The following is a 5,912-nucleotide window of genomic DNA, read 5'->3' on the forward strand; positions in this document are numbered from 1 at the left end:
AGTTGGTAGAGCACGACCTTGCCAAGGTCGGGGTCGCGGGTTCGAGTCCCGTTTCTCGCTCTTTTCGGAGAAAAAGGGACGAGAAGGTCCTGCCTACCGTCAGGCAGGTATCCCGATGAAAATCGGGGAATCCCGCTTGTCCCGGCAGAATTGCCGGGGTTTCTCGCTCAAAATTGAACAGGTTGCTCAAAAGGCAGCCTTTTTTTATTGCTCCTGTTGAGCAGGTCACTTTTCGTGACCTGCTCAATAAAAGAGCGGCACGACAATCTATTCACCAGCTGATCCGCCGGCTGGCGGACAGCAGGTTCACCCAGTGCAAAAAAAACAGAATCTTTTTAGCCCTGAAATTAGAACGGAAGTTAAAGAACCTATCGCGGAAAATTACCATTCGTTTTATAAAGAAATACAGCTGATAGGTTAAGGAGTTCATCAAATTTTGCAATTAATCCGAATAACCTGGCCACGTTACAAGCGGCCAACTTGATTCAGGGAAGAATTTTTTCTATAGCTCTTTTATTTTGATATTCCGCCATTTCACTTTTATGCCGCCGCCATCATGAATTTGCAGGGCAATGGCACCTTTCCCCTCGGCAATTTTTTCATCCTCGATGTCAACCATCTGCTCTCCGTTGAGCCATGTGGTAACATGTCCGCCAACCACGCGAATTCTCATTTCGTTCCATTCGCCCATTTTCAGAATATCTTCTTTTTCATCTGGAATTTGTACCAGCCAGCCGCGACCGTACGATTCATAAATGCCACCGGTGTCGTGGTTGGGTGGTGCCACTTCTACCTGCCAGCCGCTTACTTTGGTGCCGTCGAAAGTTGAGCGGAAAAATACGCCGCTGTTGCCGTTGGCCTCCTGAAGGAATTCAACCGAAAGTTCAAAGTCGTCGTAATTCTTTTCGGTTGACAGGTACCCGTAGGCTTCATCGGGGCCACTTTCGCAAATTAGCAATCCATCTTCCACGTACCATTTTTCGGTGCCGTGTACTTTCCAACCGTCCAGGTTTTTACCGTTAAATAACGATTCCCATCCACCGTTGCAGGCAATTACAACGATACTTAACGAGAGAATCAATCCTAAAAATGTAATTTTTCTCATTTGATTATAATTTTTATGAAATTAATTTCCTCCGCCTCCAAGTTCTTTTTTGAGCAGGTTAACGTTGTTTTGCAAACGCGTAATTTCGGCATCTTTTTCTTCTATTTCGGCTTTGAGATTTTCAGTTTCTGTTTTCACTTTCTGTAATTCCTGTTGAAGTTGCTCACGTTGCTGTTCCACCTGGTTAACTTTCGACTCCAGCGATGAAATTTCATCTTTTTGCAGATTTAGCTGAAAGTTTTTGTCGTCGATAACCGACGATTGGTCCGATATTTCTTCTTCCAGATTATTAACCTGTGCGCGCAGTGCCCTGATGTTTTCATCTTTGCTTTCCAGTTCTTCTTTCATCCGTTGCTGTTCAAAACCAAAGCTAAAACTGCTTTCCTGCAACGACTCTTTTTGTTCGGTGAGGAGTTCGTTCAGTCGCGAAATTTCAGTGTTCAGCGAGTCAATATACTGGTCTTTCATTGCGTTACTTTCGAGCAGTTCGTTTTTCATTTCCTCAAAATCGGCAATCAGGGCCTCAATTCGCGAGGCACGGTAATTGGTTTCCTCGGTGAGCTGCCGCACTTGTTCCTCGGCTTTTAAACGTCCGTTCTGCATCTCCACGAACTTCTTTTTTGATACGCATGAATGCATAAAAAGTCCGGAAAGTATAAAAAGGAGTATGAGATATTTGTTTGTCATGTTAATTCTTTTAGATTTTAGCAAATATAGCAAATAATAACAGGGTATTATAACGTTATATAGAAGTTGAATTGTATAGTTTTACTACTTTTATTCAAAAATTTAAAAATGAAGAAACTTTTTCTGTTAGTTACAATAATTTCACTTGGGTTTAGCCTTCAGGCCCAGGATGGATCACGGATTATTCAAACCATAAAAGGGAAAGTGGTTGATGAAGCCACAAACGAGTCGGTATCTTTCACCAACATAAGTATTGAAGGTACTTTTTACGGCACGGCCAGCAATCAGGAAGGGGAGTTTGAGCTGAAAATTCCGGAAGAAATGGCAGACGGTCAGATATTGTTCTCAGCGGTGGGATATAAAAATGAGAAATTCCCGGTAGATACTTATTTTGATCGCGAATACAATATTGTTAAACTGGAGCCAACGTCGTATGATATTGATGATGTGGATATTGCTGCCCGGTCGAGAGTACTCGAGAGAATTCTGCGCATGGCATCGGAAAATACACCCTACAATTTTATTGGCGGGCCTTTTAACCTGGAATGCACCTACGAAAATCGAAAAAAAATTGATGATACCACCGAAGTTGTGCAAATGGCTGAGGTGTTGGTTTACGATAAAGCAGGGTATGTTGAGCCTTCAAAACTGAATGCTTTCAGGATGCGGAAATATGAAATTACGCCGGCAGAGCCAGCCTACACTTTTTCGTCGGGCATTTTGAATTTTGATGAACTGATTAGCATGGATTGGGTTCGAACTGGTTCATCGGTTTTAAATCCAGCATTGCTTTACCAATTCAATTTAAAACAGGAAGAGGAAGTTGTGGTTGATGGCAAACCGGCATGGGTAATATCCTTCAGTCAGGATGATCCAACACTCGCAGGTTCCGGTGATTATAATGCCACTTCCTTTTCGGGACGAATTACTGTTGTTAAGGAAGATTATTCGGTGAAAAAAATTGAAGGATCGGTTCAGTCTGCCAAACACAACCGGCAGGGAAAATCGCTGGCAGTGGGCAGTTCCAATTCAAACTATTACGAAAATGTCACCTACGATTTTTCTGTAACCTACTCGCAGCTCAAACCGGATGTTATTATGCTGAATAAAAAATACGATTACAAAGGGCGGCAGGTAGCCGAAAAAACCACCTTAACAATCAACCGGGTACAAATGGTTGATGTTAAAGTGGTTGATTCGCGTGATTATTTTCCGGTTTCGGATTAGTTTTTTAAATCAGAATGCTGAAATAAATCCAAAACTAAATTTATTTACCGGATTATCGCTGTGCGTAAAGTCGTACGTGTATTCCGCCGCCAGCCGCACATTCCGGCGTAAAAGATAACCTGCATGAAATGTGACAGACTGGTAATCTGCCGGGTTAAAATCCGATTCCACCCAGTTGTAAAGTCCCAGCAGGTACCAGTCGCTTTGGTCGCCTTTCGGACTGAAAATAAGTTCAGCCATTGCTCCATCGGTATTTAAATCGGACATGCTTTGTGCGGCACTCATGTTGTAAAAAACTTCCGAATCGTTCCGTTGCAGGTACTGTGCATTCAGTGTCCATTTGTCAGTAGGAGTAAAAGAAATATCGGGTCCCCAGATAAAAACTTCGTTGGTGATGTCGCTCACCACATTGTTCTCAAGAGCCTCCTTCCCGATGTAAACAAAAGCTCCAAGGGTTAACATATCCCCCCCAATGTCTTGCGATAATTTTGCCAGCATATTTTTGTATTTGTCTTTGTCGAAAACCCGGTTGCGCGCTTCTCCAATTCCATTGCCGTTTATAACTTCTACCGTAATTCCGGTTCCGGATTCCAGGCCAAGCATCAGCATCATCCCTTTATCGTATTTCATATCAATTCCCGAGGTTCCGATTTGCGACGTGTAAAGGGCATAATCCTCGAGCGAGAGCCGCAGCTCCCGTTTGAAAAGCGGATCAGAAACCTGGAATTGACCAAGGTAAACATCAAAATCAATGTTAAATAAATTGTTATACATCAGGAAAGCATCTTCTACCCCGGCTACTTCACCGCGTTCACTAAAATAAAAATAGAAATAGTAGGAGAGCCGCTCCGAGATTTCTCCGCCTGACATAAATTTTATCAGATAGGGAGCCGCAAAATCGGTCTTTTCATTTCCGGCTAAGTTATAATTTACAAATCCTTCGAGACGCACAGCAACAGGAAGTTCGCGCAACAACGATAATTTTGTGTCACCTGTTTCGGTATAATAACGTGGTGATTGTTCATCTTCCAGGCGGAATCCGTTGCCTGCAAAGTCGTCGCCATAAGGCTTGAGCATAGGCGCTGCCGGTGCATGGCAGGTGGTGCAGCTAAGCCGGTATTTTCGTGCAAAAGCGGGTATTGCCTGCAATTGCTCTGCGAGAAAAATAAAGATTGCAAAAAATGTCAATAATCGTAAAATCTGTTTCATAATTGTCTGTTTTTTTATGGATAAACGGTAATTTCTGTTGAATGTCTGTTAACTAACTGTGCCTCGTATTCTTCTTCCGGAACTTCTAAGTATTCGCCCACAGGTTTTACCAAAAGCCGGTAATACATTTCAGCCTTCACTTTTAATTTGCCGGGTTCAACTTCAAACGGTAATTCAAAAGTGTAAGTTTCGGCTTTTGTTTCGCGGGGCCCAATCCGGTAATCCACGCCCAGCGAGGCTGTGTTCCATTGCATGAGGGTCATCCGGCCTTCCGGATCGAAATAAGGCATCCTAAAAATACGGTCGCCAATAGGCACATCTTCCCTGCGGACGCCTTCAAAATTTTCAATCCCCAGCGGAATTCCCATATCCTGGTACGCCAGCACATCGCTGGCAATGGTGTATTCTTCGCCTTCAAAACCTTTTCTATCTACCGGAATGTGGTAGGTGTTTCCGGCTTCGTCTTCTGCTTCCACATGCAACCACACAATGCGGTCTTCTACCGAACCGGTAGGGAATTTATGGCCTGTCTTCTGATTGAATGCCGTTACCGTTAAAACAACTACTTCGCCGGGAACGGTTTCACGGATATCGGGTTGAATGCGCAGTTCAATAGTTCCGCGAACTTTCCCGGGGTCGTGTGCCCCGTTAAAAAGGTGCATCCGGGCATCGGGATAGGTAGCGCCCATTTTGGCGGTTTTCATCTCAGTATCGGGCATGTGGCAATCCTGGCACATAACATTTTCTTTGGCATACGGTCCTTCTTCCCATTCCAGTTGAGTGGATTTTACCCATGCACCAAACGGGCTTTTTTCGTTATGGCAGCTTCCACAAATTTTTGTGCTGCTGTGCAAATCGGTAGCAATTATTTTGTGATTGGGCGATTGCACTTCACCTTTTCGGGAGCTGTATTTTGTTTGTCCGGGTTCAATTACCCAGTTGAAATTATAGGCTGTGTCTCCTTCAATGCCTTTAATCAGGTGGCAAACTTCACAGGAAACCGATTCATTGGCGCGCGATCCTTCCTCAGGTCTCGGAGGAGTTACATCTCCCGCCAGGTAGGCCATTGGAGTATGACAGCCGTTGCACCCATCAACCACATCTTTTAATTCAGGGTTAGCTTCAGCATGAGCCACTGCCAGTTTGAAATATTCAATTTCGTCCCAGTGGTGTGTATATGCCTGCGACATCATTGCCTGGCTCCACTGCTGGTAAAAATCGTTGTGGCATCCCTGGCAATACTCGGGTTTTTGAAAATCTTTATACTTGAAAGCACCTTTTTTGTCGCCTTCCCCCTGGCTGGGCAGCTTAAAGCTGAATACAAACAGCACCAGCAAAATAATGGTACTGAAAATTGAAATTGATACTGCTTTTTTCATGATATGGGTTTTTAAATTTTCTTATTAAAATTAATGCTTTTTAATCTTATTTTTTAATAAAATACACCCAATCTTCAAATTGTTCAGTTGTGTGAAAATGTTATAATTCAGTCTTTTAAGTCTTAATTTAATGTTAATGTCCAATAAAACAGAGACAACCATGCACCTGCCGGGTTTTAATCAGCTGTTTAATTTATTATCAGTCTCCTTAAATCCGCAAGAAATATTTCGGTTACAAATTTGAGCCGTTTTTGTGAAATATTTTATGTTTTATCTCAATTTTCACAAATATTCCGCCCAAAAGG

Annotated in this window: 5 protein-coding genes; 1 reads left to right on the forward strand and 4 read right to left on the reverse strand. The window is 43.0% G+C overall.

Annotated features, from left to right (window positions below; genetic code table 11):
• Positions 1-502: 502 nt before the first annotated feature.
• Both ACTCNA_RS17340 and ACTCNA_RS17345 read right to left on the reverse strand, forming a co-directional pair.
• Entirely contained in the window at positions 503-1,105 is a 603-nt protein-coding gene (locus tag ACTCNA_RS17340) for a 3-keto-disaccharide hydrolase (RefSeq protein WP_462949201.1), read from the reverse strand.
• Between the two features lie 21 nt (positions 1,106-1,126).
• Positions 1,127-1,792, reverse strand: a complete 666-nt coding sequence (locus ACTCNA_RS17345; protein ID WP_462949202.1) for a hypothetical protein — start codon at positions 1,790-1,792, stop codon at positions 1,127-1,129.
• Positions 1,793-1,900: 108 nt separating this feature from the next.
• Here ACTCNA_RS17345 and ACTCNA_RS17350 point away from each other — a divergent pair, with 108 nt between their 5' ends.
• On the forward strand, positions 1,901-3,019 hold the full coding sequence (locus ACTCNA_RS17350; protein WP_462949203.1) for a carboxypeptidase-like regulatory domain-containing protein: 1,119 nt from the start codon (positions 1,901-1,903) through the stop codon (positions 3,017-3,019).
• A gap of 9 nt (positions 3,020-3,028) precedes the next feature.
• On the opposite strand, the gene ACTCNA_RS17355 is transcribed toward ACTCNA_RS17350, so the two are convergent.
• Positions 3,029-4,228 carry a hypothetical protein gene (locus ACTCNA_RS17355; RefSeq protein WP_462949204.1) on the reverse strand — a complete coding sequence of 400 codons (1,200 nt, stop codon included), beginning with the start codon at positions 4,226-4,228 and terminating at the stop codon, positions 3,029-3,031.
• Positions 4,229-4,242: 14 nt separating this feature from the next.
• Complete coding sequence (locus tag ACTCNA_RS17360; protein ID WP_462949205.1) at positions 4,243-5,607, reverse strand: multiheme c-type cytochrome; 1,365 nt, start codon at positions 5,605-5,607, stop codon at positions 4,243-4,245.
• Between the last annotated feature and the right edge of the window lie 305 nt (positions 5,608-5,912).

It is taken from the genome of Tangfeifania sp. (assembly GCF_055108615.1).